This window comes from Streptomyces sp. NBC_01012, from assembly GCF_045162755.1.
Classification (GTDB): domain Bacteria; phylum Actinomycetota; class Actinomycetes; order Streptomycetales; family Streptomycetaceae; genus Streptomyces.
On the sequence record NZ_CP108688.1, the window covers coordinates 2,844,908 to 2,870,462 of the forward strand.

26 protein-coding genes are annotated in these 25,555 nt (G+C 70.3%); 16 read left to right on the forward strand and 10 right to left on the reverse strand.

Annotated features, from left to right (window positions below; all coding sequences use genetic code 11):
- Positions 1-158 precede the first annotated feature (158 nt).
- Both OG623_RS12520 and OG623_RS12525 read left to right on the forward strand, forming a co-directional pair.
- Positions 159-1,913 carry an acetyl/propionyl/methylcrotonyl-CoA carboxylase subunit alpha gene (locus tag OG623_RS12520; protein WP_406146361.1) on the forward strand — a complete coding sequence of 585 codons (1,755 nt, stop codon included), beginning with the start codon at positions 159-161 and terminating at the stop codon, positions 1,911-1,913.
- Positions 1,914-2,034: 121 nt separating this feature from the next.
- On the forward strand, positions 2,035-2,709 hold the full coding sequence (locus tag OG623_RS12525) for a TetR/AcrR family transcriptional regulator (RefSeq protein WP_406146363.1): 675 nt from the start codon (positions 2,035-2,037) through the stop codon (positions 2,707-2,709).
- A gap of 58 nt (positions 2,710-2,767) precedes the next feature.
- Here OG623_RS12525 and OG623_RS12530 read toward each other — a convergent pair whose 3' ends face one another.
- Entirely contained in the window at positions 2,768-3,754 is a 987-nt protein-coding gene (locus OG623_RS12530; protein WP_406146364.1) for a DeoR/GlpR family DNA-binding transcription regulator, read from the reverse strand.
- A gap of 145 nt (positions 3,755-3,899) precedes the next feature.
- Entirely contained in the window at positions 3,900-5,339 is a 1,440-nt protein-coding gene (locus OG623_RS12535) for an NAD(P)H-quinone dehydrogenase (RefSeq protein ID WP_406146365.1), read from the reverse strand.
- Between the two features lie 274 nt (positions 5,340-5,613).
- On the opposite strand from OG623_RS12535, the gene OG623_RS12540 reads away from it, so the two are divergent.
- The 4 genes from OG623_RS12540 (at position 5,614) to OG623_RS12555 (ending at position 9,288) form a co-directional block, all read left to right on the forward strand.
- On the forward strand, positions 5,614-6,051 hold the full coding sequence (locus OG623_RS12540) for a gamma-glutamylcyclotransferase (protein ID WP_362888218.1): 438 nt from the start codon (positions 5,614-5,616) through the stop codon (positions 6,049-6,051).
- 103 nt (positions 6,052-6,154) lie between these two features.
- Complete coding sequence (locus OG623_RS12545) at positions 6,155-6,979, forward strand: purine-nucleoside phosphorylase (protein ID WP_406146366.1); 825 nt, start codon at positions 6,155-6,157, stop codon at positions 6,977-6,979.
- A gap of 205 nt (positions 6,980-7,184) precedes the next feature.
- Positions 7,185-8,855 (forward strand): phospho-sugar mutase, encoded by a 1,671-nt coding sequence (locus tag OG623_RS12550; RefSeq protein ID WP_406146368.1) that lies wholly within the window; start codon positions 7,185-7,187, stop codon positions 8,853-8,855.
- A 19-nt stretch (positions 8,856-8,874) separates the two neighbouring features.
- Positions 8,875-9,288, forward strand: coding sequence for a GNAT family N-acetyltransferase (locus tag OG623_RS12555; protein WP_406146369.1), 414 nt, complete (start codon positions 8,875-8,877; stop codon positions 9,286-9,288).
- A 16-nt stretch (positions 9,289-9,304) separates the two neighbouring features.
- Here OG623_RS12555 and OG623_RS12560 read toward each other — a convergent pair whose 3' ends face one another.
- The 3 genes from OG623_RS12560 to OG623_RS12570 all read right to left on the reverse strand — a co-directional run bounded on the left by OG623_RS12560 (position 9,305) and on the right by OG623_RS12570 (position 10,705).
- Positions 9,305-9,697, reverse strand: coding sequence for a DNA-binding protein (locus OG623_RS12560; RefSeq protein WP_406146370.1), 393 nt, complete (start codon positions 9,695-9,697; stop codon positions 9,305-9,307).
- Entirely contained in the window at positions 9,697-9,948 is a 252-nt protein-coding gene (locus tag OG623_RS12565; RefSeq protein ID WP_406151795.1) for a hypothetical protein, read from the reverse strand. Before OG623_RS12565 ends, OG623_RS12560 begins: the two co-directional genes overlap by 1 nt.
- A 118-nt stretch (positions 9,949-10,066) precedes the next feature.
- Entirely contained in the window at positions 10,067-10,705 is a 639-nt protein-coding gene (locus tag OG623_RS12570) for a PH domain-containing protein (protein ID WP_406146372.1), read from the reverse strand.
- Between the two features lie 135 nt (positions 10,706-10,840).
- Between OG623_RS12570 and deoC the strand changes: the two genes are divergently transcribed.
- Genes deoC through OG623_RS12585 form a run of 3 tightly spaced genes read left to right on the forward strand, consistent with a single transcriptional unit; the run spans position 10,841 to position 14,258 of the window.
- The gene (deoC, locus tag OG623_RS12575; RefSeq protein ID WP_406151796.1) at positions 10,841-11,788 is read left to right on the forward strand and encodes a deoxyribose-phosphate aldolase; all 948 of its coding nucleotides are present in this window, start codon (positions 10,841-10,843) and stop codon (positions 11,786-11,788) included.
- Between the two features lie 6 nt (positions 11,789-11,794).
- Positions 11,795-13,366, forward strand: coding sequence for an aldehyde dehydrogenase family protein (locus OG623_RS12580; protein WP_406146373.1), 1,572 nt, complete (start codon positions 11,795-11,797; stop codon positions 13,364-13,366).
- Entirely contained in the window at positions 13,359-14,258 is a 900-nt protein-coding gene (locus tag OG623_RS12585) for an aldehyde dehydrogenase family protein (RefSeq protein WP_406146375.1), read from the forward strand. Before OG623_RS12580 ends, OG623_RS12585 begins: the two co-directional genes overlap by 8 nt.
- 69 nt (positions 14,259-14,327) lie before the next feature.
- Here OG623_RS12585 and OG623_RS12590 read toward each other — a convergent pair whose 3' ends face one another.
- Positions 14,328-14,783, reverse strand: a complete 456-nt coding sequence (locus OG623_RS12590) for a hypothetical protein (protein WP_406146376.1) — start codon at positions 14,781-14,783, stop codon at positions 14,328-14,330.
- Positions 14,784-14,846: 63 nt separating this feature from the next.
- On the opposite strand from OG623_RS12590, the gene OG623_RS12595 reads away from it, so the two are divergent.
- Both OG623_RS12595 and OG623_RS12600 read left to right on the forward strand, forming a co-directional pair.
- A complete protein-coding gene (locus OG623_RS12595; RefSeq protein WP_406146377.1) occupies positions 14,847-15,557 on the forward strand; it encodes a uridine kinase in 711 nt (236 codons plus the stop codon).
- 6 nt (positions 15,558-15,563) lie between these two features.
- A complete protein-coding gene (locus OG623_RS12600; protein ID WP_406146378.1) occupies positions 15,564-16,496 on the forward strand; it encodes an aminoglycoside phosphotransferase family protein in 933 nt (310 codons plus the stop codon).
- Positions 16,497-16,557: 61 nt separating this feature from the next.
- Here the strand turns inward: OG623_RS12600 and OG623_RS12605 are convergent, their stop codons facing one another.
- The 4 genes from OG623_RS12605 to OG623_RS12620 form a co-directional block, all read right to left on the reverse strand.
- Positions 16,558-17,475 carry a hypothetical protein gene (locus tag OG623_RS12605; RefSeq protein ID WP_406146380.1) on the reverse strand — a complete coding sequence of 306 codons (918 nt, stop codon included), beginning with the start codon at positions 17,473-17,475 and terminating at the stop codon, positions 16,558-16,560.
- Positions 17,476-17,610: 135 nt separating this feature from the next.
- Complete coding sequence (locus OG623_RS12610) at positions 17,611-19,788, reverse strand: hypothetical protein (protein ID WP_406146381.1); 2,178 nt, start codon at positions 19,786-19,788, stop codon at positions 17,611-17,613.
- A gap of 121 nt (positions 19,789-19,909) precedes the next feature.
- The gene (locus OG623_RS12615; RefSeq protein ID WP_406146383.1) at positions 19,910-20,308 is read right to left on the reverse strand and encodes a hypothetical protein; all 399 of its coding nucleotides are present in this window, start codon (positions 20,306-20,308) and stop codon (positions 19,910-19,912) included.
- Positions 20,309-20,624: 316 nt separating this feature from the next.
- The gene (locus OG623_RS12620; RefSeq protein ID WP_406146384.1) at positions 20,625-21,371 is read right to left on the reverse strand and encodes a SigE family RNA polymerase sigma factor; all 747 of its coding nucleotides are present in this window, start codon (positions 21,369-21,371) and stop codon (positions 20,625-20,627) included.
- A gap of 169 nt (positions 21,372-21,540) precedes the next feature.
- Here OG623_RS12620 and afsQ1 point away from each other — a divergent pair, with 169 nt between their 5' ends.
- The 5 genes from afsQ1 (at position 21,541) to OG623_RS12645 (ending at position 25,546) form a co-directional block, all read left to right on the forward strand.
- Positions 21,541-22,218 (forward strand): two-component system response regulator AfsQ1, encoded by a 678-nt coding sequence (afsQ1, locus tag OG623_RS12625; protein ID WP_406146386.1) that lies wholly within the window; start codon positions 21,541-21,543, stop codon positions 22,216-22,218.
- Entirely contained in the window at positions 22,215-23,756 is a 1,542-nt protein-coding gene (locus OG623_RS12630) for an ATP-binding protein (RefSeq protein ID WP_406146388.1), read from the forward strand. The genes afsQ1 and OG623_RS12630 overlap by 4 nt, the downstream gene beginning before the upstream one ends.
- Positions 23,753-24,430: a hypothetical protein gene (locus tag OG623_RS12635; RefSeq protein ID WP_406146389.1), complete on the forward strand. Its 678-nt coding sequence runs from the start codon at positions 23,753-23,755 to the stop codon at positions 24,428-24,430. Before OG623_RS12630 ends, OG623_RS12635 begins: the two co-directional genes overlap by 4 nt.
- Before the next feature lie 238 nt (positions 24,431-24,668).
- Positions 24,669-25,244: a VanZ family protein gene (locus OG623_RS12640; RefSeq protein WP_406146391.1), complete on the forward strand. Its 576-nt coding sequence runs from the start codon at positions 24,669-24,671 to the stop codon at positions 25,242-25,244.
- A gap of 92 nt (positions 25,245-25,336) precedes the next feature.
- Positions 25,337-25,546, forward strand: a complete 210-nt coding sequence (locus OG623_RS12645) for a PspC domain-containing protein (protein ID WP_406146392.1) — start codon at positions 25,337-25,339, stop codon at positions 25,544-25,546.
- Positions 25,547-25,555 lie beyond the last annotated feature (9 nt).

The window sequence follows — 25,555 nt, forward strand, 5'->3', positions numbered from 1 at the left end:
CCGTTGACGATCCCGGCGTACCGTATTGCGACAAGGGATTTCGCGACTCGAGCAAGCCTCGAATCACACTCCGTGTGGGCAAGTTCACTATTGGGGACGGGTCGTACGGCCGTGTCGGTTGTCCCTAAACTCAGCTTGTTCTCAAGGAGGGAGTCATCGTGCGCAAGGTGCTCATCGCCAACCGTGGCGAAATCGCTGTCCGTGTTGCTCGGGCTTGCCGGGATGCCGGGATCGGGAGCGTAGCCGTCTACGCCGATCCGGACCGGGATGCTCTGCATGTGCGCGCGGCCGATGAGGCGTTCGCTCTGGGCGGTGACACCCCGGCCGCCAGTTATCTGGACATGGCCAAGGTGCTGCAGGCCGCGAAGGATTCGGGGGCGGACGCGGTCCACCCCGGCTACGGCTTCCTTTCGGAGAACGCAGAATTCGCGCAGGCCGTGCTGGACGCGGATCTGACGTGGATCGGGCCGCCGCCGCATGCCATCCGGGACCTGGGCGACAAGGTCGCGGCGCGTCACATCGCGCAGCGCGCGGGCGCCCCGCTGGTGGCCGGCACACCTGACCCGGTGTCGGGTTCGGCCGAGGTCGTGGAATTCGCCGAGAAGAACGGCCTGCCGATCGCGATCAAGGCGGCGTTCGGCGGTGGCGGGCGCGGCCTGAAGGTGGCGCGCACGCTGGAGGAGATCCCGGAGCTGTACGACTCCGCGGTGCGCGAGGCCGTGGCGGCGTTCGGCCGTGGGGAGTGCTTCGTGGAGCGCTACCTCGACAAGCCCCGGCACGTGGAGACGCAGTGCCTGGCCGACACCCACGGCAACGTCGTCGTGGTGTCCACGCGTGACTGCTCGCTCCAGCGCCGCCACCAGAAGCTCGTCGAGGAGGCCCCGGCGCCGTTCCTGACCCAGGCGCAGAACGACCAGCTGTACGCGGCGTCGAAGGCGATCCTGAAGGAGGCCGGCTACGTCGGCGCCGGCACGGTCGAGTTCCTCGTCGGCCTGGACGGCACGATCTCCTTCCTGGAGGTCAACACCCGGCTCCAGGTCGAGCACCCGGTCACCGAGGAGGTCACCGGCCTCGACCTCGTCCGCGAGATGTTCCGCATCGCCGACGGCGAGGAGCTCGGCTACGGCGACCCCGCCGTGCGCGGGCACTCCTTCGAGTTCCGCATCAACGGCGAGGACCCGGGCCGTGGCTTCCTGCCCGCCCCGGGCACCGTCACCCTGTTCGACCCGCCCGCCGGCCCCGGTGTCCGGCTCGACGCGGGGGTCGAGTCCGGCAGCGTCATCGGCCCGGCGTGGGACTCGCTGCTGGCCAAGCTCGTGGTGACCGGCGCGACCCGTGAGCAGGCACTTCAGCGCGCCGGGCGTGCGCTGGCCGAGTTCACCGTCGAGGGCATGGCCACCGCGATCCCCTTCCACCGCGCGGTCGTGGCCGACCCGGCGTTCACCGCCGACCCCTTCCGGGTCCACACCCGGTGGATCGAGACGGAGTTCGTCAACGACATCAAGCCGTACGCGGTCCCGGCGGACCCGGACGCCGACGAGGAGTCCGGCCGCGAGACCGTCGTCGTCGAGGTCGGCGGCAAGCGCCTGGAGGTCTCCCTGCCGTCCTCGCTGGGCATGAGCCTGGCCCGCACCGGCCTGGCAGCCGGCGCGAAGCCCAAGCGCCGCGCCGCCAAGAAGTCCGGCTCCGCCGCTTCCGGCGACACCCTCGCGTCCCCGATGCAGGGCACGATCGTCAAGATCGCTGTCGAGGAGGGCCAGGAGGTCAAGGAAGGCGACCTCGTCGTCGTCCTCGAAGCCATGAAGATGGAGCAGCCCCTCAACGCCCACCGCTCCGGCACGGTGAAGGGCCTGGCGGCGGAGGTCGGCACCTCGGTGTCGTCCGGTGCCGCGATCTGCGAGATCAAGGACTGAGCAGCGCACGGAGCTGGTGCATGTTCTCCTGCCCCTGGGGGCCCGGCGGTCGCCGGGCCCCCAGGGCGTGTCGGGGGTGGCATCCTTGTGGCACGGGGCTGACACCAGGAGGACAGGGGCGATGGCGATGGGCACGGCACCGACACCTGCCCGGCCGTTGCGCGCCGACGCGCGCCGCAACTACGACCGGCTGCTGCGTGAGGCCCGTACGTCCTTCGCCGCCCAGGGCACGGACGCCTCACTCGAGGACGTCGCCCGGCGGGCGGGCGTCGGCATCGGCACGCTCTACCGGCACTTCCCGAACCGTCAGGCCCTCATGAACGCGGTGTTCCAGGAGGCCCTGGCCGCGCTGCTCGACCGTTCCCGCGTGCTGGCGACGGCCGACCGGCCGTGCACGGCGCTGGTGGAGTGGCTGGGCGCGATCGTCAGCCACGCCGGTGAGTACCGGGGGCTGGCCCAGGCCCTCATGTCGGCCTCGGGGGACGAGACTTCGGCGCTGACGTCATGTCATGTGCTGCTGCGCCAGGCCGGGGACCGGCTGCTGACGCGAGCGCAGTCGAGCGGCTCGGTGCGGGCGGACGTGTCGATCGACGACCTTCTGCAGCTGACGAACGCCATCGCGCTGGCCGCGGAACAGACCCCGGCCGACCCCGCCCTGGCCGACCGACTGCTACGGCTGACGCTCCAGGGCCTCAAGGACGGGCCGCCGGCACCAGCCGAAGCGACCACGCCGCCCGCACAGACCACGTCGACCACACAGACCGCGCAAGCCACACAGACCCGACCGGCCACCTGAGCCGGCCCCGCCGGCTCCCGGCCACCGGCTGCCCTCCACCGGGCCGCCCGCTACCCGCTCACCGGCGCCGCAGGTCCGCGACCCGGCCGCCCACCGGCCCGTCCGCCAGCGCGGCGGCGCTCCTCAGCTGCGGACCGAGCGCTCCGGGCCCGCCACCACCGGGCCCACCGCCCTGCGTACGCCGCTGACCCGGCAGCGGCATCTCAGGCCGCGTCTGCCGTCCCTGCGGCAGGGATTCACCGGCCGGGGGCCCGGACTCCGCGCCCGGCCCCGCCACGGTGATCTCCACACCCTGGTCGGCCAGGGCCTGGAGCTCCGTGGCCGCCCGCTCGTCGTGAGCCGGCGGCTCGTCCGTCACCAGACGCGTGATCAGCTCCGTGGGAACCGTCTGGAACATGGTGTCGGAGCCGAGCTTCGTATGGTCCGCGAGGACCACCACCTCGGCAGCCGCCTGCACCAGCGCCCGGTCCACGCTCGCGGAAAGCATGTTGGACGTGGACAGCCCGCGCTCCGCGGTCAGCCCGCTCCCGGAGAGGAAGGCCCGGCTCACCCGCAGCCCCTGGAGGGACTGCTCGGCACCGCTGCCGACGAGCGCGTAGTTGCTCCCGCGCAGGGTGCCACCCGTCATCACGACTTCCACCCGGTTGGCATGGGCCAACGCCTGGGCGACCAGCAGCGAGTTGGTGACCACGGTCAGACCTGGCACCCGCGCGAGCCGGCGGGCCAGCTCCTGCGTGGTCGTGCCGGCGCCGACCACGATGGCCTCGCCCTCACCGACCAGACCGGCCGCCAGGTCGGCGATGGCCGTTTTCTCCGCGGTGGAGAGATGGGATTTCTGCGGAAAGCCGGACTCCCGCGTAAAACCGCCCGGCAAGACCGCACCGCCATGCCGGCGGTCGAGGAGTCCTTCTGCCTCCAGTGCCCGCACGTCCCGCCGTACGGTCACTTCGGAGGTCTGGACGACGCGAGCGAGCTCACGGAGCGATACCGCCCCGTTGGCGCGCACCATTTCGAGGATCAATTGACGACGTTCTGCAGCGAACACGAAACTGACAGTAACCTGGCCGCAGGTTACTTTTCAGCAGTTTGCGCCGAATAGCAGAAGTTGTACACGGGCGAGGCCCCCTAGTGATATAGGGGGCCTCGCCGTCACACCTCACCGGTCACGCCGCGCCGGTCACACCTCGCCGTCACGCCTCGCCGGCGGCCTTACGCGTGTGCAACTGCCGGGCCACTTCTGCGATCGAGCCGGACAGCGACGGGTACACCGTGAACGCGTTGGCGATCTGCTCCACCGTCAGGCTGTTGTCGACGGCGAGCGCGATCGGATGGATCAGCTCACTGGCCCTCGGGGCGACGACACAGCCGCCGACCACGATGCCGGTACCGGGCCGGCAGAGGATCTTGACGAAGCCGTCCCTGATGCCCTGCATCTTGGCGCGGGGGTTGCGCAGCAGCGGCAACTTCACGACACGGGCGTCGATCTTGCCGGAGTCGACATCGGCCTGGCTGTAACCGACCGTGGCGATCTCGGGGTCGGTGAAGACGTTCGCGGAGACCGTCTTCAGGTTCAGCGGCGCCACCGCGTCACCGAGGAAGTGGTACATCGCGATCCGGCCCTGCATCGCCGCGACCGAGGCCAGCGCGAAGACGCCGGTGACGTCCCCGGCGGCGTACACACCGGGGGCGCTGGTGCGGGAGACCCGGTCCGTCTTGACGTGCCCGGACTCCTTCAGCCTGACCCCTGACTCCTCCAGGCCCATGCCCGCGGTGTTGGGGATCGCGCCGACCGCCATCAGACAGTGACTGCCGGAGATGACACGGCCGTCGGCCAGCGTGACCTCGACACGGTCGCCCACGCGCTTGGCGGACTGGGCGCGGGAGCGGGCCATGACGTTCATGCCGCGGCGCCGGAAGACATCCTCCAGGACGGCGGCGGCGTCCGGGTCCTCGCCCGGCAGCACCCGGTCACGGGAGGACACGAGGGTGACGCGTGAGCCGAGCGCCTGGTAGGCGCCGGCGAACTCGGCGCCCGTCACACCGGAACCGACCACGATGAGCTCCTCGGGGAGCTCGTCCAGGTCGTAGACCTGGGTCCAGTTCAGGATCCGCTCGCCGTCGGGCAGGGCGTCCGGGATCTCCCTGGGGTGGCCGCCGGTCGCGATCAGCACCGCGTCGGCGGTGAGCCGCTCCTCGGTGCCGTCGGCGGCGGTCACCACGACCTGGCGCGACCCGTCGGCGGCCTGGAGGCCCTCGAGCCGGCCCCGGCCACGCATGACCCTGGCGCCCGCGCGCGTGACGGATGCGGTGATGTCGTGGGACTGGGCGAGCGCGAGACGCTTGACGCGTCGGTTGACCTTGCCGAGGTCGACCCCGACGACCCGGGCGGCCTGCTCCTTGTACGGGGTGTCGTCGGCGACGATGATGCCGAGTTCCTCGTAGGAGGAGTCGAAGGTGGTCATCACCTCGGCCGTCGCGATCAGGGTCTTGGAGGGCACGCAGTCGGTGAGCACCGACGCACCGCCGAGGCCGTCGCAGTCGACGACGGTCACCTCCGCGCCGAGCTGGGCGCCGACCAGTGCCGCCTCGTAGCCGCCGGGGCCGCCGCCGATGATCACGATCCGGGTCACGAAAAGTCCGCCTCGCGTGGTGTCATCCCACGGCCGTCTGCCGCCCCGGCCGGGGGTCCGGGGGATCGCCCCGGCGTATGCAGTACGTCATTCATTGTCCCGCACGCGCCAAGCTGCTTCGCCCCGGGGCCCTCCATACGGGCACGGACCGTGCCGGGCCACGGCCCGCCCCCTGCCTCGGCCCCCGCGGACCACCCCCGGCCGCCTCCCACGACCGGGCGGCTTCCCCACCGGAACCGGCACACTTTCCCTCACCTCCCGTACCCTCGACCCCATGTCGCTCTACGCCGCGTACGCCGGCAACCTCGACGCGCGGCTGATGACGCGCCGCGCACCGCACTCCCCGCTGCGCGGCACGGGCTGGCTCAACGGCTGGCGGCTGACGTTCGGCGGGGAGCAGATGGGCTGGGAGGGCGCGCTGGCCACGGTGGTGGAGGCACCCCGTTCCCAGGTGTTCGTCGCCCTGTACGACCTGGCCCCGATGGACGAGGACTCCATGGACCGCTGGGAGGGTGTCGGACTCGACATCTACCGGCGCATGCGGGTGCGGGTGCACACGTTGGACGGCGAGGAACCGGCCTGGATGTACGTGCTCAACGGCTACGAGGGCGGGCTGCCCGCGGCGCGCTATCTGGGCGAGGTCGCGGACGCCGCCGAGTCCGCCGGCGCACCGCACGACTACGTGATGAACCTCCGCAAGCGCCCCTGCTGAGCGGCACCCCAGGCCCCCTTTGTACGAAAGTACGAACACACCCGGCCAGACTCTCCACGGACACATCTACGCGCGTAGGGAATCACCGGTTACCCTCGTCCGCGTGAACGCATCTGTTATTCCGGACCACATCCAGGGCGACCCGTACGCCGCCGCCGCCGACGCCGCCGCCCGCCTGCGCGAGCTGACCGGCGCGGATACCCACGACGTCGCTCTCGTGATGGGCTCCGGGTGGGCCCCCGCCGGCGATGCGCTCGGCATCCCGGAGGCCGAGTTCCCGGTCACCGCACTGCCCGGATTCCCGGCCCCTGCCGTGGAGGGCCACGGCGGCACGATCCGCTCGTACCGGATCGGGGAGAAGCGCGCCCTGGTCTTCCTGGGCCGCACGCACTACTACGAGGGCCGAGGGGTCGCCGCGGTCGCACACGGCGTCCGTACGGCGGTCGCCGCGGGCTGCGGGACGATCATCCTGACGAACGGCTGCGGCGGCCTGCGTGAGGGCATGCGCCCCGGCCAGCCGGTCCTCATCAGCGACCACATCAACCTCACGGCGGCCTCGCCGATCGTGGGCGCGAACTTCGTCGACCTGACCGACCTGTACTCACCGCGGCTGCGCGCCCTGTGCAAGGAGATCGACGGGACGCTCGAAGAGGGCGTGTACGTGCAGTTCCCCGGCCCGCACTACGAGACCCCGGCCGAGATCGGCATGGTCCGCGTCATGGGCGGCGACCTGGTCGGCATGTCCACCGTCCTGGAGGCCATCGCGGCACGCGAGGCGGGCGCGGAGGTGCTGGGCATCTCCCTGGTCACGAATCTCGCCGCCGGCCTGAGCGGAGAACCCCTCAACCACGAGGAGGTCCTCCAGGCCGGCCGCGACTCGGCCACCCGCATGGGCGCCCTGTTGGCCCGGGTGCTGGACCGGATCTGAGGCGCCGGCACCGATTCGAGGGGCCGACCTTTGTCCCCCTGCCGTAGAAGTACGGCTACAGGGGCGGAAATCAAGCCCCTTCGGCGATTGAGGAGCGGGGGCCCGGGGGCAGAGCCCCCGACAGCCCCGCGCAGCACCTCACCTCCATCCCAGCACCCCGCATCCCGCACCCCGCACCGCACCGCACCGCAGAAAGGCGGACACCGTGCAGCAGGACCTCATCACGCAGGCCAGGACCTGGCTCGCCGAGGACCCCGACCCCGAGACCCGCGCGGAGCTCGCCGGGCTCATCGAGGCCGAGGACCTCCCCGCGCTCACGGACCGCTTCGCCGGCACGCTCCAGTTCGGCACGGCGGGCCTCCGGGGCGAAATGGGCGCAGGCCCCATGCGCATGAACCGCTCCGTGGTCATCCGCGCCGCCGCCGGTCTGGCCGCCTATCTGAAGGCGCAGGGGAACGCCGACGGCCTCGTCGTCATCGGCTACGACGCCCGCTACAAGTCCGCCGACTTCGCCCGCGACACCGCGGCCGTGATGACCGGCGCCGGCCTCCGCGCGGCCGTACTCCCCCGCCCTCTCCCCACCCCCGTACTCGCGTACGCCATAAGGCATCTGGGCGCCGTCGCCGGCGTGGAGGTCACGGCCAGCCACAACCCACCCCGCGACAACGGCTACAAGGTCTACCTCGGCGACGGCTCGCAGATCGTGCCCCCCGCCGATGTGGAGATCGCCACCGAGATCGCGGCGGTAGGCCCCCTCGCCGGCGTACCGCGCCCGGACTCGGACTCGGGCCCGGACTCGGACTCGGGCCCGGGCTGGGAGATCCTCGGCGACGAGGTCCTGGCCGCCTACCTCGCCCGTACGGACGCCGTCCTCGACCCAGGCTCTCCCCGTACCGCGCGCACCGTCTACACGGCGATGCACGGCGTGGGCACCTCCGTACTCACAGCGGCCTTCGCCCGGGCCGGCTTCCCCGAGCCCGTGCTGGTGGCCGAACAGGCCGACCCCGACCCGGCGTTCCCCACCGTCGCCTTCCCCAATCCGGAAGAGCCCGGCGCGATGGACCTCGCCTTCGCCACCGCGCGCCGCTCGAACCCCGACCTCATCATCGCCAACGACCCGGACGCCGACCGCTGTGCGGTCGCCGTCCCGGACGCGTCGGCCGACGGCGACTGGCGGATGCTGCGCGGCGACGAGGTCGGCGCGCTGCTCGCGGCGCACCTGGTGGACCGCGGCGCCACCGGCGTGTTCGCCGAGTCGATCGTCTCCTCCTCCCTCCTCGGCCGGATCGCCGACAGGGCGGGCCTCGGCCACGAGGAGACGCTGACGGGCTTCAAGTGGATCGCCCGCGTCGAGGGCCTTCGCTACGGTTACGAGGAGGCACTCGGCTACTGCGTGGACCCGGACGGCGTACGCGACAAGGACGGCATCACGGCAGCGCTCCTGATCGCCGAACTCGCCTCCGTACTCAAGGAGAAGGGCCGCACCCTCCTCGACCTGCTCGACGACCTCGCGCTCGCGCACGGCCTGCACGCCACGGACCAGCTCTCGGTCCGGGTCGAGGACCTGACGGTCATCGCGGACGCCATGCGGCGCCTGCGCGAGACGCCCCCGACCACGCTGGCGGGCCTCCCGGTCACCGCCGCGGAGGACCTCTCGCAGGGCACGGCCGCCCTGCCGCCCACCGACGGCCTGCGCTACCACCTCACGGGGGCCAGGGTGATCGTCCGCCCGAGCGGCACGGAACCGAAGCTCAAGTGCTACCTGGAGGTCGTACTCCCGGTCGACTCGGCGCCCGAGCTGCCCACGGCCCGTGCGAAGGCCACCGAACTGCTGGCGGACATCAAGCGGGACCTGTCGACGGCTGCGGGAATCTGACAGGCCGTACGATGCGGCGGTGGCGGCAACCTATGAATGGCGAGGCGACTTCGACAACGAAGCGGTGAACGCTCTCCACGCGGAGAGCTTCGATCACCCACCCGCGCCCATCGACTGGCTCGCCCGCACCCACCGCCACAGCCTGGGATGGGTCTGCGCGCGACAGGACGGCCGGCTCGTCGGCTTCGTCAACGTCGCCTGGGACGGCGGCGCCCACGCCTTCGTCCTGGACACCATGGTGGCCAAGGACCACCGCGGGGCCGGCATCGGCACCGCGCTGGTCTCCGCCGCCGCCCGAGGCGCCCGCGCGGCGGACTGCGCGTGGCTGCACGTCGACTTCGAGGACCACCTGCACGGCTTCTACTTCGACGCCTGCGGCTTCGAGCCGACCGACGCGGGACTGCTCGCGCTCGGCGGCGGGCCCGGCCGGTAACGACTGCGGCCGGGGTTCAGACCTTGACGACCTCCACGGCGGAGCCGCACAGGAGCGTCAGGTCCTCGGGGTCGGAGGTCAGGACGGTGACCGGCTGCGGTGCGGTGCGAGCGATGACCGCGAAGGCGGCGTCGATGGCGTACTTGTGACCATGGAGACGGTGGGTACGCAGGAGGGCGGCGGCCCGGTCGGTGATCTCCTTGGTGACATCGTGGACGTCGACGCGGGAGAGGATCCACTTGATGCGGGCGGCGTGGATGCGCACGTAGTCGGCCTCCAGGGTGGTCATGGCGCTCGTAGCCACGCGGACACCCTCCTCCGAAGCGGCTTGGACCAGGGCCACGACGGCACGGTCCTTACGGTAGAGCTTCGAGAGGCCTTCGCTGTCGAGCAGCAGCGTGCCCGGCATCAGGCGGCGGCCCCGCCGGCCTGCCGGTGGTCATGACGCAGTAGCGCGCGGGCGGCCTCGACCTCCTCGCGGGTGAGCTCGTCGTTGTCGGTCCCGAAGTCGGCGACGATCTCCCGGAGCCTGTCCATGGCGACTCGCTGCTCGAGGGCCTCGGCAACGTAGGAAGAGAAGCCGCCGGGTCCGACGTGGGCGCGCGCCGCTTCGGCGAGCTCCTCAGGCAGACTGATCGAGTACTTCTTACTACTCATGATGCCGATGCTACCGGCGGTCGCAGCCGGCGCGAGGGCATGGACGGTTAAGGACAGACAGCGGCACCATATGTCCGGTATCGGCGTCCGTAACTCCCCCGGGCCGGGGCCTGGCGCCTCCTCAGGCGAGGGCCAGGAGGACCGCTAGCAGGACCGCGCCTACGACGGCCGGTGCGATGACCTCGTAGGCCCAGCGCACCGACGCGGTGGTCGTGCTCGGCTCCTCGCGGGTGCCGGCGCGCTCGGCGAGCTCGCGCAGGTCGCTGACCGTCTGGTCGGCGGCTGCCGCGCGGCCGGCGGAGTCGCGGACGTCGGCGTGCACGGAGGTCCGGCCGTACGGGTCGTCGTGCGCCTGCTGGGTGGCCTTCCTGGCCGCGCGCTTGCGCTCGCGCAGGGAGACGGGCACCGCCCACAGCTGGTACTTGTCGCCGCCGTGCGTGAAGATCTCGCTGGAGTACGCGGCGCGCACGGTGGAGACGTCGGCCCAGGGCAGCACGATCGTGCGGAACGGGTTGCGGATCCGGATCCGCTCCTCGTCGGCGAACACCGCGGGCCGCAGCGTGAACGCCACGATCAGCGGGATCACCATCAGCAGCGCGGCCAGCGCCAGCCACGGCACCCACCCCTTGCCCTGAACCACCGCGTCGCCGCCGATCCAGCCGACCAGCAGGATCAGCAGCGCACCGCTGACCAGACCGGCGCCGGACCGGAAGGTCCGGTCGGCGTACGTGGGCTGCGAGGGGGGCGTGGGGCTCGTCATGGCCCCGATTCTGCCTGAAGGGGCAGGGCGGGGTGGTGCGGGGCGGCCGCCCGGGGCCGGTCCCGGGCGGCAGGGTCGAAACCGGGAGCCCCCTGTACAGGTCGCTACGCGCGTAGATATGCTCACCTGGTGACCATGCCCACCACTGCTCCCGCATTCGCCGACGCGACGGCGTCCGACAGTGCGCTGCGCCGCTTCCTGCACGGGCTGCCCGGCGTCGACACCGTCGGCCTCGAAGCGCGCGCCGCCTCTCTCGGTACCAGGTCGATCAAGACGACAGCCAAGGCGTACGCCATCGATCTGGCCATCTCGATGATCGACCTGACGACACTGGAAGGCGCCGACACCCCGGGCAAGGTCCGGGGGCTGGCCGCCAAGGCCGTCAACCCCGATCCGACCGACCGCACGGCGCCACGCACCGCGGCCGTCTGCGTCTATCCCGACATGGCGGCCACCGCGGTCGCCGCGCTGGCCGGGTCCGGGGTGAAGGTGGCGTCCGTCGCGACGGCCTTCCCCGCCGGGCGTGCCGCGCTGGACGTCAAGCTGGCGGACGTACGCGACGCCGTGGCGGCCGGGGCCGACGAGATCGACATGGTGATCGACCGCGGCGCCTTCCTGTCCGGCCGCTACCTGAAGGTGTACGAGGAGATCGTCGCCGTGAAGGCCGAGTGCGGCTCCGCGCGGCTGAAGGTGATCTTCGAGACCGGCGAGCTGTCCACGTACGACAACATCCGGCGGGCCTCCTGGCTCGGGATGCTGGCGGGGGCGGACTTCATCAAGACCTCGACCGGCAAGGTCGGCACCAACGCCACCCCGGCGAACACGCTGCTGATGCTGGAGGCCGTGCGCGACTTCCGGGAGCAGACGGGCGTACAGATCGGTGTGAAGCCCGCGGGCGGCATCCGTACCTCCAAGGACGCGGTCAAGTTCCTCGTCCTGGTGAACGAGACGGCGGGCGAGGACTGGCTGGACAACCACTGGTTCCGCTTCGGCGCCTCCAGCCTGCTGAACGACCTGCTGATGCAGCGCCAGAAGCTCAGCACCGGCCGCTACTCCGGCCCCGATTACGTGACGGTGGACTGATACGCCATGGCATCCGCATCGAAATCCGCACCCGCGTCCGCGTCGGCACCCGCGTCGGCGTCGGCACACGCGTCGGCGTCCGCACAGGCACACGCACCCGCGTCGGCATCCGGGTCGGCGTCCGCGTTCGCGTACGCGCCCGCACCCGAGTCGCGCTCCGTCGTCGACATCGCGCCCTCGTACGGCCTGTTCATCGACGGTGAGTTCGCCGACGCGGCCGACGGCCAGGTCTTCAAGACCGTCTCGCCGAGCAGCGAGGAAGTGCTGTCCGAGGTCGCTCGGGCCGGCGCCGAGGACGTCGACCGGGCAGTGAAGGCGGCCCGCAGGGCGTTCGAGAAGTGGTCGGCGCTGCCCGGCTCCGAGCGCGCCAAGTACCTCTTCCGGATCGCCCGGATCATCCAGGAGCGCTCGCGTGAGCTGGCCGTCCTGGAGACCCTCGACAACGGCAAGCCGATCAAGGAGACCCGCGACGCGGACCTCCCGCTGGTCGCCGCGCACTTCTTCTACTACGCGGGCTGGGCCGACAAGCTGGACCACGCGGGGTTCGGCCGGAGGACGACAGACGGAAACGCCGGGGCGAGCCCGCGCCCGCTGGGGGTGGCCGGTCAGATCATCCCGTGGAACTTCCCGCTGCTGATGCTGGCCTGGAAGATCGCCCCGGCGCTCGCCACCGGCAACACGGTGGTGCTGAAGCCGGCGGAGACGACGCCGCTGTCCGCGCTGTTCTTCGCGGACATCTGCCGCCAGGCGGGCCTGCCCAAGGGTGTCGTCAACATCCTGACGGGATACGGCGACGCGGGCTCCGCGCTGGTCGAGCACCCGGATGTGAACAAGGTCGCGTTCACCGGTTCGACCGCCGTGGGCAAGGCCATCGCCCGGCAGATCGCGGGTACGGACAAGAAGGCCACGCTGGAGCTGGGCGGCAAGGGCGCCAACATCGTCTTCGACGACGCGCCGGTCGACCAGGCCGTCGAGGGCATCGTCACCGGCATCTTCTTCAACCAGGGTCAGGTCTGCTGCGCGGGCTCCCGGCTCCTCGTACAGGAGTCCGTGCACGACGAGGTGCTGCACGCCCTCAAGCGCCGGCTGTCCACGCTGAGGCTCGGCGACCCGCTCGACAAGAACACCGACATCGGCGCGATCAACTCCGCGGAGCAGCTCGCCCGGATCAGCGCGCTCGTCGAGACCGGTGAGGCCGAGGGCGCCGAGCGGTGGTCGGCGCCGTGCGAGCTGCCGTCCGCCGGCTACTGGTTCGCGCCGACGCTCTTCACCGGCGTCACCCAGGCGCACACCGTGGCCCGCGACGAGATCTTCGGCCCGGTGCTGTCGGTGCTCACCTTCCGTACGCCGGACGAGGCCGTCGCGAAGGCCAACAACAGCCAGTACGGCCTCTCGGCGGGCATCTGGACGGAGAAGGGCTCCCGCATCCTGGCGGTGGCCAACAAGCTCCGTGCGGGCGTCGTGTGGGCCAACACGTTCAACAAGTTCGACCCGACCTCGCCGTTCGGCGGTTACAAGGAGTCGGGCTTCGGCCGCGAGGGCGGCCGTCACGGTCTGGAGGCCTACCTCGATGTCTGACGGGCGACTCAGCGTCTTCAAGACCTACAAGCTGTACGTCGGGGGCAAGTTCCCCCGCTCCGAGAGCGGCCGGGTGTACGAGGTGACGGACTCGAAGGGCAAGTGGCTGGCGAACGCGCCGCAGTCCTCCCGCAAGGACGCACGGGACGCGGTCGTGGCCGCGCGTAAGGCGTTCGGCGGCTGGTCGGGCGCGACCGCGTACAACCGCGGGCAGATCCTCTACCGCGTCGCCGAGATGCTGGAGGGACGCCGGGAGCAGTTCGTACGAGAGGTGGCGGACGCCGAGGGGCTGTCGAAGTCCAGGGCCGCTGCCGTCGTGGAGGCGGCGATCGACCGCTGGGTCTGGTACGCGGGCTGGACGGACAAGATCGGCCAGGTCGTGGGCGGGGCGAATCCGGTCGCGGGCCCGTTCTTCAACCTGTCCACCCCGGAGCCGACGGGCGTGGTCGCGGTTCTCGCGCCGCAGAAGTCGTCGTTCCTCGGGCTGGTCTCGGTGATCGCCCCGGTGATCGCGACCGGCAACACGGCGATCGTCGTCGCCTCGGCCGACGCGCCGCTGCCCGCCCTCTCGCTGGGCGAGGTCCTGGCGACCTCGGACCTGCCCGGCGGTGTGGTGAACATCCTGTCGGGGAAGACGGCGGAGCTCGCGGCGCCGCTGGCGTCCCACCAGGACGTGAACGCCATCGACCTCACGGGGGCGGCCGACGCCGGACTGGCCAAGGAACTGGAGACCGCGGCGGCGGACAACCTGAAGCGGGTCCGCCGCCCACAGGCTGTGGACGGCGAGGACTGGTCGGCCGATCCGGGTACGCACCGGCTGACGGCCTTCCTGGAGACCAAGACGGTCTGGCACCCGACGGGCGCACTGGGGGCCTCGGGCTCCTCGTACTGACGTACGCACCGCGCATGTGTGGGGCCGCCCCGGCCTCGGGGCGGCCCCACACGCATGCCTCCGGCCCGTTCAGCCGGTGATCAGGCCCGTCACCTCGCCGACCAGGGGCAGATCGGCGAGCGCGGCACCACTGGTGATCGGGTCCGTCACCAGGGCCGTGGTCACGGGCTTGAAGTCCGCGATCTGGGTGCCGACCGCGTTGTCCAGGGGGTCCACGCCCGTACCGGCGAGCGGGTCCAGCTGGAGTTCGGTCACGGGCTTGACCGCGCCCACGATCCCGTAGCCGAGCACGCTGTTCAGCGCGGGCTCCGCCGCGTCACCGACGGACGCCAGGGCGCCGTCCTCGGTGCCCGCGGCGTCCGCTCCGGTCGCGGTGTCCGCGCCGGTCGCGGGCGGGGCGGGCAGCGGCGCCGCCTGGGCCGCCGCCGCACCTCCCGCACCGAGCGCCGCGCCCAGCGCGGTGAGGGTCAGACCGGTGCGCAGCAGGGTGCGGTGCCGGGACTTGGACAGTGCATGACGTGCCATGTTTTCCCACCTGATCGGGACGTGTCGGGTAATCATTCGTGTGCGCAGAGTAGTTGAGGTGTGATGCTCGATACCAACAGGACCTCCCGGGGATCCCCTACGCGGGTCAATGCCTCACACTTCTGTCCTGTGAGTTCCCAACCGATCCCCACGCGCGTCGTGCTGCTCGCCGGTCCGTCCGGCTCCGGCAAGTCGTCCCTCGCGGCCCGCAGCGGTCTCCCGGTGCTCCGCCTGGACGACTTCTACAAAGAGGGAAACGATCCGACACTGCCCCGGGTCACCGGCAGTACGGACATCGACTGGGATTCGGCCCTGTCCTGGGACGCGGACGGCGCGGTCGCGGCCGTCGCGGAGCTGTGCCGTACGGGTCGCACGTCCGTTCCCCTGTACGACCTCGCCACCAGCTCACGCACGGGCCGCGAGACGCTCGACATCGAACGCACGCCGCTCTTCGTCGCTGAGGGCATCTTCGCGGCGGACATAGTGGAACGCTGCCAGGAGCTCGGCCTGCTCGCGGACGCGCTGTGCCTGCGCGGCCGACCGTCGACGACCTTCCGGCGCCGACTGCTGCGGGACCTCCGCGAGGGCCGCAAGTCGGTCCCTTTCCTGCTGCGCCGCGGCTGGCGCCTGATGCGCGCCGAACGCCGCATCGTGGCCCGCCAGACGGCACTGGGCGCCCACCCCTGCGCCAAACAGGAGGCCCTGGGCCGCCTGGCCGCCGCGGCGGCGGGCCGGTGCAGACGGGCGACGGTGGGGGCTCGGGTCCCGGAGTAGGCAGGCATGACGGATGTGGCCCGCGTCGCACCGGAGGTCCGAAACCGGCTCGTGGTGCGTTTCGGGGCCGAAGTACTCGACTGGTGTGACGAGTTGCCGGCTCTCGTCACCGAACTCGCCGCCCGCTGGAACCTGACCCCCGTCACGACGGGCGGCGGAGGCACCTCACGGGTGTTCCGCTGCCTACGACGCGACACCGGCGCCTCGGTCTCCTCGGTCTGGCTGAAGCTCACTCCGGACCCGTCGATCGCCCGCGAGGAAGCCGAAGCCCTGCGGGCCTGGGCGGACACGCCGTCGGTCGTCAACCTGCTGGCAGCGGACCTCGCAGCCGGGGCGCTGCTGCTGGAGAACGTGGAACCGGGAGTACCGGCGCGGCAGCTCACCCGGAACGTATCCGAGGTCGCAGCACTGCTACGAGACCTACGGGTCCCTCCCGCCGCACCGGATCAGCACTCGGTACTGCGGCCCCTCTCACACCGGATCGACTCGCTCTTCGACCTGACCGCCCGCAGGCTGGCAGCGGCCCGCACGGAATGCCTGCGCATGACTGCTCAGGCCCGGACGGCGGCCCTGGAACTCGCGGACAGCGGACCCGTCGGACTCGTACACGGCGATCTCCACCCGGCCAACGTACTGTCCGGCAACCTGATGTTCGGCCACGCGCTGTCCAGCCCGGGAATGCGCCTGGTGGCGATCGACCCGAGGCCGGCCTGGGGTGACCCGGACTTCGACGCCGTGGACTGGGCACTCGACGGCGCTACGGACCTGGCAGCGCTGGAGCGGAGGATCGAGAAGCTGGCAACACTGGTGCCCGGCCTCTCCCCTCGCCGAGTCCTGGCCTGGTGCCGAGCCCTCGCCATCCTCGCCGCGGCCCCCAGGATGCGCACGAGCCGGGACGACGCGCAGACACGATTCCTCGTGGCCTTGGCCCGCGGCTGATCCACCTGGCCGCGTGTGCGGCGTTTTTCATGTTCCTGAACGGCCAGGTGGGCCCGACCGCTCAGTCGCCCAGGTCCGCCAGAACCTCACGGCCGGCCGTACGCTGCCCACGTCCGGCCCGATCGGCCACCGTGTCCCGCCCGGCCCCGGTGACCCCCACGGCATCGCACCAGTCGCCGAACATCGACGCGCCCTGGGCCTCCAGGGACTTGGTCCCCTCCGCGGCCAGGTGCCTGCGCCACCGGGCTACGAGATACCCCTCCGCGTCCCGGGAGAAAACCGGAACAGCGGCCCCCTTCCCTCCCCCGCCGGTCGGCGTCAAGGCATCAAGGACGGCCGTCTGCCACTCCTGACCGCGCTCCCGCTCGAGATCGCCGACCACGTCGGCTGCGACGCCGTCGAGACTGCCGAGGGCCCAGGAGCTGCGCGCCGGGGGCGCGCTCAACATGTCCCCCGTGCTGTCCGGTTTCATCGCCGCGAGCCCGTCCGCCGCCTGCCCCGTCATCGCATCCCTGATCACGGCATAGGCACCGGGATCCTCGGACACCGCCCGGACCACGGGCAGCAGTGCCGGCTTCCAGCTCACCGACACGTGGACGCCGCCCTCGTCGTCCTCCCACGCCGGCTTGGACGCGGGCCCGTGCCTCACGTAGTCCACGGGCGTCAACCCCATGATCTGCTGAAGGTCCGCCCGATAGCCGCTGAGCATCTCCCCCAGCGGCAGCCGCAGTTCGGGATCCAGTCGTCCACCCGTCTCATCAAGACTGTCGGCGACCGCGAGGAGCACATCCTTCATCGCCTGCGCCTGCCTCAGCGAATGCGCCCCCGGCTCCGCCCCGACCGTGACAGCCTTCACCGCCGCCCCCAGCTCGGCGCACGACATCCCCGCGTCGTAGCGGTCGTCGCCCAGTGCCTTCTGCACACGCTCGTCGTCCTGCAACACCCCGCACGACGAAGCCGACCCGGAAGAGGTTCGCACGAACCACACGGCACCGGCTGCGACGAGGAGGCAGGCGAACAGAACGGCCACAACGAGAAATCGAGGACGGCCCCTGAAACCCTGTACTAGAGCGGTATGCCCGTCAGAGGCAGAGGAAGAAGAGGACATGGAAGCTCAGTTCGCCGTATCCGACAGGTACTTGTTGGCTGTTTCCGCACCACTTATGTGCGCCTCATGTACGTCCTGACTGAGGCCGGAAAGCTCGGCTTTCCCCTCAGAAGTGGAGGCATCAATGTCCGAACGGCCCTTTGCCCAGCCGTCGACCATAAGGGACATCTGTTGGTTCGTTTCGAGGAACTCCGAAGCAACGCCCGAATTGGCAGTTGCATCCGCATCCGACTTCAGGGCACCGCCTACCTCTGACGCCCATACGTCCACACCCCGCTGCACGAAATCTCCCATGCCTGGGAGGGGGGTCAGCGCACCGCCGACAACGTGATAGAGCATCTTGGACTTCCAGTCGGCCTCGGCATACTCGTCCATGCGGTTGTCATTGATTACATCCTCCCTGATCCCGGTCAAGACACCGAGGGCATTACCTCCCTCGCGAATCGGTTGGGCCATCTCCGTATGACTCGCACCGTCCGGAACACGCTCCATCTCGAGGTCGATGTAGCGAGACTCCGCTTTGTGCAGCGTCCCGTAAGCCTCCGGGTCCTCGGATACACCTCGCATCACCTGGACCAGGTCACGCACGTTCACCGCGAGATGCGAACCTTCAGCGTTGGTGAAAGAACCGTGAGTGGCGGCCTTGACGTAGTCAGCATCGTTTTTCATGACCTGGTGCGTGTCACTGGCATACTCCCCCAGCGCATTCGCCAGGGGCTCTCGCAGCGCCTCCGGCACCGAAGCGTCGGTGCCGGAACTCGGCGCCAGCGCGGCCACTACGCCTGCCATCACCCTGGCGTGCGCCTCGTTGTGTTTCGCCTCAGGCCACGGGTCCTGCCCGTCCCCCAGCGGCGCGTGCCCAGTGGATCCCGCCTCCAGTGCGGCCCCCAGGCCATGGCGGCTGAGCGGGTCATCGTGCACCACCACCGTGGAACCGGCCGGGACAGCCATCTGCGGCCACTCCCGCGCTCTCTCCCCACTGCCCACCAGGTATTCCAGGTGTGACTGCCCGTGATCCTGCTCCGGATCGAAGAAGGCGGTGGCGGCGTCGGGGGTCTTGCTCATCACGTCGAGGAGGCTGTCGAGGGCGTCGGCCCGACCCTCGGTGTGGTTGCCGCCCCACTGCGCGAACATCGTCGTGTTCTTCTTCTCAGCAGCGATCATGTCGTCGCCGAGCTGATTAAGGAACTGGTCGTCATACGGGACGTCTGCGTGCGTCATCATCTCGACGAACGGGCGGTAGCCGTACAGCGGGTTGGTATTCGAGTCGTAGTTCTTGGCTCCGGCCTCTTTGAGCCCGGCCGAGAACTGCCGATAGAAGGCACCGTCGTCACTGGCCAGCCAACTCTGGAACTTCGCGGAGCCCGGCGCCGCGTCCGCCATCGAACCGGGAACATGTGTGGCCGTCGCGACCGTGTTGGCCAATCCCCCCAGCAGCTCCGTGTACTGCTTGCTCGAAGATCCCGAATCCTGCTCGCGGTCGGCCAGGACGTCACTCAGTTTGACGGTGCCATCGGCACCCAGCTCGCCCAGGAAAGACTTGGCGAAGGCCGGGTCGTCGCCGTTGTCCCTCATCGACCGCGCAAACTCCGCTATTTCAGCCTCGGAGACATCCTCGCCCCCGATCATGCGCTTCGCGATCTCCTCGGTGTTGAGCACCTCGTACTTCTCTATGTCGTCGAGGGGCTTGGCGTTGAAGCCGTTCATCGTGCCATCCAGGGCGTCGCTGTCCTGCACGACGCCCTTCAGGGCGATCTCCACACCGGCGTCCGCGTCGGTCACGGCCGCGACAAGACGGTTGATATTCTGCTGCCGTGAGCTGACATCCTCGCTCACCGACTTCTGATAATCCGGATCGTGCTGGTACGCGATCCGTGCGCTTTCACTCAGGCTCGCCGAGTCGAACGTGACCCGACCAGTATCCGACACCAGCATTCCGGCCTTGACCGCATCGTCCTTCGCCACCTGCAGCTTGCTCTTCAGGTCCACGAACTGGGAGTGGGCATCCCTCAGAAGCGAGGCCATCGCCTTCGCCTCCGCCTGGGCCGCCTTGTACTCGTTGAGCGTGATGCCGAACATCGCGTTGGCAGCGGTCGCGCTCAGGCCGATCCAGGTATCTCCCATCGTGATACCGCGAACCTCGCTGTCGTACCGCTCCTCACGTTTGTGGAACTCGGCAGCCATCTCGGTCCACTTGTCCGCAGCGGTAGTCAGAGAGGATAGATCCGTGGTCATTATTTCGTGAAATGTAGGCATGCATTACCCCCGTTGTCCGGAATGCCAGCTCATGCTCTGCGCCGCAGCCTCAGTAGCCGTCAAACGGCGAGGGCGGGCGAATCTGCCCCCCGGTCAGAGTGTCGGTGCCGTGCAGAGGCGCGTGGGCACCACGCAGTGCATCCTTCTCTGTAGCGAGCCGGTTCAACAGGTTCCTCACCTGATCGCCCCACGTCTTGTGCGCGTTCTTGAGCGCACGTGAAGTGATCCACCCCTGGCCGTCCTTGGCAGCGAACTCCTTGACTGCGGCCGAGGTCTCCGTCTGTGCCCACTCGCCCGCCGTCTTGGTGTCACCCTGGAGGTGCTGCTCTATGACGTTGGCCGCAGCGCGCTTCTCGGCAGGAGTGGAGACCAGATCAGCACCTGGCACAAAGGGGCCGTACACCGGAGGAGGAGACGTCGAAGTCTGATCGCCTGTCTGGCCGCTCACTTGTCCCCCTGCACCCCTTCGAACACCCGTGTTGACACAGGCTAACAAGCTCCTCTTTCGCAGGAACTGGAAAGAGCCACGCGGAGGGCCCGCCGTGACATTCGTCAGCAGGGGCTGCTCTCCCCGGGCGAACGCGGCTGGGGCGGACGGGACCCCCCGGCCCGTCCGCCCCAGCTGCGTATCACCCCCGTGCCGCCGCTTCCCCCGAAGCTGCGGCCTTTCCCCCGTACCCCGTGCTCCCCCCGTACCCCGTGTTCCCCCGTACCCCCATACCCCCGGGACCGTTTCCCCCGTGGTCCCGTTTCCCCCGTAGACCTCAGGCCACAAGCTCGCCGAAGGACTCTTCCTCGTCACGGCCGAAGCTGAGGACCTCGTCCTCGCGCAGCCGGCGGAGTGACCGCCAGATGCTCGACTTCACCGTGCCGACACTGATGTCGAGGATGGACGCGATCTCCGGGTCCGTGCGGCCCTCGTAGTAGCGGAGGACCAGCATCGTGCGCTGGAGTTCGGGCAGCCGTGCGAGTGCCTGCCAGAGCACCGCGCGCAGTTCCGTGCCACGCATCGCGTCCGTGTCGCTCACCGTCTCCGGGAGCTCCTCGGTCGGGTATTCGTTCAGCTTGCGCCTGCGCCAGGCGCTGATGTGCAGATTGGTCATGGTGCGGCGGAGGTATCCGCCGACGGCCGCCTTGTCGCTGATCCTGTCCCACGCCCGGTACGTCGAGAAGAGGGCGCTCTGCAGCAGATCCTCGGCCTCGAACCGGTCGCCGGTCAGGTGGTAGGCGGTCGCGTACAGGGAGGCGCGGCGCTCCTTGACGTAGGCGGTGAACACCGCTTCGGCGTCCTCCGTCTCGACGAGGGGCTTCCGCTCCCCCGAGACCTCCCCGTACGCGCTTCCCCCGTTTTCCCCCGTGGCGACGTCAACCATCGTCAGGTACGACGTGTGCTGACGCCCTGCGCCACGTGTACGCCCCCGCCCCCCGGCCGGGGACTTCTCCGGGCTCCGCCCGACGTCGTGAAGGCGCGTGACAACTGCGCTTGAGGTGGTGCTGTGCAGTGCGTTCATCTGGCGCCCCCCATCGGTGGAGTCCGTTCGTTCCTTGTGCCAACGAGCTTGCCGGGGCAGTTTCATGGCGCTGTCCCCCGACTGTCACAGGGCTGTCACAGGGCATGTCGGGCGATCAAGTCGGGGGGATTGTCGAAACCCGGCACCGCCATGGGCCAGAATGGCCCCTGTGCCTTTCCTGTTGCTGATCGAGGACGATGACGCCATCCGCACGGCCCTCGAACTCTCGCTGTCACGCCAGGGCCACCGTGTGGCCACCGCGGCGACGGGAGAGGACGGCCTGGAGCTGCTCCGGGAGCAGCGGCCGGACCTGGTTGTGCTGGATGTGATGCTGCCCGGGATCGACGGTTTCGAGGTGTGCCGGCGTATCCGGCGTACCGACCAGCTGCCGATCATTCTGCTGACCGCGCGCAACGACGACATCGACGTCGTGGTGGGACTGGAGTCCGGCGCGGACGACTATGTCGTGAAACCCGTACAGGGCCGGGTGCTCGATGCCCGTATCCGCGCGGTCCTGCGCCGTGGTGAGAGAGAGTCCACGGACTCGGCCACGTTCGGAAGTGTCGTCATCGACCGTTCCGCGATGACCGTCACGAAGAACGGGGAGGATCTGCAACTCACGCCGACCGAGCTGCGCCTCCTGCTGGAGCTGAGCCGTCGCCCGGGGCAGGCGCTGTCCCGGCAGCAGTTGCTGCGCCTCGTCTGGGAGCACGACTACCTCGGTGACTCCCGGCTGGTGGACGCCTGTGTGCAGCGGCTGCGGGCGAAGGTGGAGGACGTGCCGTCCTCGCCGACCCTGATCCGTACCGTGCGGGGTGTGGGCTACCGGCTGGACACGCCTCAGTGAGTGATTCCGCGAAGCGTTCCATACTCGCGGGTCTTCGCTGGACCAGTCTGCGGCTCCGGCTGCTGATCGTGTTCGCGCTGGTGGCTCTGACGGCGGCGGTGTCCGCTTCGGGCATCGCGTACTGGCTCAACCGCGAGGCCGTCCTGACGCGTACGCAGGACACGGCTCTCGGCGACTTCCGCCGGCAGATGCAGAACCGGGCGGCCTCGCTGCCCCTGCAGCCCACGGCGGACGATCTGCAGGACGCCGCCGAGCAGATGGCCAGCAGCGGCCCCGGCTATCACGTGCTGCTGATCGGCGCCCGTGACGGCAAGCCCGTCGCCGGGTCCTCCGATCTGGACTCCTTCACGAAGGCCGACGTGCCCGCCTCGCTGCAGAAGCAGGTGAACAAGAAGCAGCCGCTGACGTCGGCCAACACCGTCGAATACCACCTGTTCTGGCAGCGTACGACCCTGGGCGGCACCCCGTACCTGGTGGCCGGGACGAAGATCATCGGTGGTGGTCCGGCCGGTTACATGCTGAAGTCGCTCGACCAGGAACGTCAGGACCTCAGCTCGCTGGCGTGGTCACTGGGCATCGCCACCGCCCTGGCCCTCGTCGGCTCGGCGCTCCTCGCCCAGGCCTCCGCGACGACCGTGCTGCGGCCGGTGCAACGGCTCGGCGACGCGGCCCGGAAACTCGGCGAGGGCAAGCTCGACACCCGTCTCGTGGTCTCCGGCACCGACGAACTCGCCGATCTCTCCCGTACGTTCAACAAGGCCGCGATCTCCCTGGAGAAACAGGTCGCGGACATGAGCGCGCGCGAGCAGTCGAGCCGCAGATTCGTCGCCGACATGTCGCACGAGCTGCGCACCCCGCTGACCGCGATCACGGCCGTCGCCGAGGTGCTGGAGGACGAGGCGGACAGCCTGGACCCGATGATCGCCCCGGCCGTGCACCTGGTGGTGAGCGAGACCCGGCGGCTGAACGACCTCGTCGAGAACCTCATGGAGGTGACCCGCTTCGACGCCGGTACGGCCCGCCTCGTCCTGGACACGGTCGATGTCGCCGACCAGGTGACCGCCTGCATCGACGCCCGCGCCTGGCTGGACGCGGTCGATCTGGACGCCGAGCGCGGCATCATGGTGCGGCTCGATCCGCGCCGGCTCGACGTGATCCTGGCCAATCTGATCGGCAACGCCCTCAAGCACGGCGGGTCGCCGGTCCGGGTGTCCGTACGGACCGACGAGGACGATCTGGTCATCGAGGTACGCGACCACGGCCCCGGCATCCCGGAAGAGGTCCTGCCCCACGTCTTCGACCGCTTCTACAAGGCGAGCGCCTCACGCCCGCGCTCCGACGGCAGCGGGCTCGGCCTCTCCATCGCGGTGGAGAACGCGCACATCCACGGCGGCGACATCACGGCCTCGAACCTGCCGGACGGCCAGGGCGCGGTGTTCACGCTGCGCCTCCCCCGGGACGCGAAAGGCCTGGCCGACGCCCCCGAGGACGACGACGACGGCCCTGGCCGGAACGAGAAGGGCGGCGACGCCAAGTGACGCGCAGCGAGCGGGCGTACCGCACACCGCGACCGGCCGGTCCGGGCGCGGGCTCCGGGCCGGGAGCGCGCTCCGGGGGCCGCCGGGCCGGGGCCGCGCTGGCGGCCGTCGTGGCCTGCGCGGCGCTGGCCGCGGGCTGCGGCATCCGCAGCACCTCGGTACCGGTCGACGCGGGGGCGGCGCCGTCCCGGATGCCATGCCGGACGACGTCGGCCGAGGCGTCCGTACCCCCCGCGGGCAGTGTCTCCATGCGGGTCTATCTGGTCTGCGCCTCGCAGCTGGCGACGGTCGAGCGCACGGTCGACGTCGACGACTCCCGCTCCCGTCCCCTCCTCGTCGCGCAGGCGCTCCTGAGCCAGTTGCAGCGTGAACCGGACGCCGCCGAGCGGCGCGCCGGATTCACCACCGACGTCCCGGCGGGGCTGCGGGTCACCGAGGCGCGCAAGGGGGACCCGGACGGCACGTTGCGCCTCAGCGAGCAGCCGGACGACCTGCCGGCGGAGGCCCTCGCGCAGATGGTGTGCTCGTACGCCGACAGCAAGTCGATCGGCTCCGGCGGCTCGGTGCTCCTGGGCGGCCCGGGCCATTACGCCCCCCGCGCCTACCTGTGCACGTCGGAGACGAAGAGCCTCCCCGGCGAGGTCCCCACCCTGGGCGCGGTCGAACTCTCCTGACCCCCCGGGCGCCGACCGGCGGCGCGGGCAGCGGCGGCGCGGTCACGGACGCGGGGTGGTTACGGACGGCGGGGTGGTTACGGACGGCGGGCCGCCCGATTTACCCCTTACGTACGTCCTTAACCTCCCCCCAGCGACCCGCCGGCGGCCCGCCCGACGGCCCGCCGCCGCCCGTGCCGGGGGTCACAGCGGGTTCCCCGGGGCGGACGGAACCGATCCTGCCGGTCGTGGCGTCTTGGTGCACGTGCGTCACAGTTCGGACGGCCCGGCCGTCATCCGCTTCCGCGCGGCGGGGGTAGCCCTCCTCCTCGTGCATCTTCTGTTCGTCTGCTGGCTGACACTGCGCCCGCTGGACGTGCCCTGGGTGACGGCCGCGAACTTCCAGCCACTCGCCGGCATCAGGGCGGACCTCGCCCTGGGTCCCGCCGAGGCGATCAGCCGCATCGGCAAGGGCCTGCTGCTGCTGGCGCCGCTGGGCATACTGCTGCCGATGGCCGGCGGCAGGCTGCGCGTGTCCCCCTGGGCGTCGCTGGCCCGTACGGTCGCGGCCGGCGCGCTGATCTCGATGGCCATCGAGCTGGCGCAGACGAGCGTGCCCGGCCAGGTCGTCGACGTCGACTCGATGCTGCTGAACACCGTCGGCGTCGCGCTGGCCCATCTGCTGGTCGTCCCGCTGTCGCGGTCACGGCTGCGCAGGGGGAACCGGGCGGGGGCCGGCGACCTGTCCCGGATCCGTTACGGGAGCCTGATGCTCCGGGATGAGAGCCCTCAGGGATCTACCCCGACGATTACCAGGGTCGGCATCGCACCGTAGAGCGACGCCCCGTCGTACCCGGTGGAGTCACTATGGAAGTACCGGGAGCGCGACGGAGCAGCTCCCCGAATCGGTTCGCGAAGGAGCCCACCATGGCCGGACTTGTACGCCCCCGAGAAGGACGCATGCTCGGTGGAGTGTGTGCGGCGCTGGCACAGCGTTTCGGTACATCCGCCGGGACGATGCGCGTCATCTTCCTGCTGTCGTGCCTGCTCCCCGGACCTCAGTTCGTGCTCTACCTGGCCCTGTGGGTCCTGCTGCCGTCCGAGAAGAACCGCGCCGCGACGCCGACGGCCTGGTGACCGCCGAGA